Consider the following 754-nt stretch of genomic DNA (forward strand, 5'->3'; position numbering starts at 1 on the left):
GGTTAGCAAACTCAGTCCGTACAAGGTCCACGTGAACATGAACGGTTGCCGCGAAGCCGTTGAACCGACACAGATCAGCGCGGAGGTCCGCTGATGCAGATGGAACCGCACGACAACAAGGACGGATACCGCGTTTGGCTCGGAAACGCGGAGTGCGACCTGTTGCGTGACCATTACTCAGGCAAGAAGAAGCTCGCTATTCTCTTGATGCTCGACTCAGGGTTGCGCAGCGAAGAAACGACGCGGGTGTCTCTGGCCGATGTCCGACAGCTAGATTCCGAAGAGGAAGCGTACAAACTCTCAGTGCGAGGAAAAGACACGACAGGTGAACTAGACGGGGGGAAGTGGCGCGAAACACCATTGTCCGTGGAGTCGTGCGAGATCATCGAGACGCTGGCGTCCCTCAAAGGGCAGACGCGACACTCGAACTCGATCGACGTCAGCGCACGCACTGTCCAGAAATGGGTGGAGGATGCCCGAGAAGAGCTTGCCGAGACGACCGGGAATAATGACTGGAATGAGGTCTCGGCTCACGATCTGACGAGGACATGGAGCACCAGAACGTACTACAGGTTACACGCTTCCGACGTAGCTCTGAGCGTTATTATGTCATGGGGCGGATGGGTTAAAACGAAGACATTCAAGGAGAATTACCTGGGACGCGAGCCGGACGATCTGGCGGCTGAAATGATGGAAACAGCCGGTCTGCGCTAATCCTCGCGACTCTCTTTTTCTTCTGCCCGTTTGTACTCCG

Annotated in this window: 1 protein-coding gene; it reads left to right on the forward strand. The window is 56.0% G+C overall.

Going from position 1 to position 754, the window contains the following annotated elements:
- The first annotated feature begins 93 nt into the window (after positions 1-93).
- Positions 94-714, forward strand: coding sequence for a tyrosine-type recombinase/integrase (locus DVK07_RS20095; protein ID WP_121598560.1), 621 nt, complete (start codon positions 94-96; stop codon positions 712-714).
- Positions 715-754: the final 40 nt, after the last annotated feature.

Origin of the sequence: Halorubrum sp. Atlit-26R (assembly GCF_003666015.1) — an archaeon.
Lineage (GTDB): Archaea > Halobacteriota > Halobacteria > Halobacteriales > Haloferacaceae > Halorubrum.

Coding starts and splice junctions, on each gene's coding strand:
- DVK07_RS20095 (WP_121598560.1), top strand. CDS start 94: ATGCAGATGGAACCGCACGACAACAAGGACGGATACCGCGTTTGGCTC.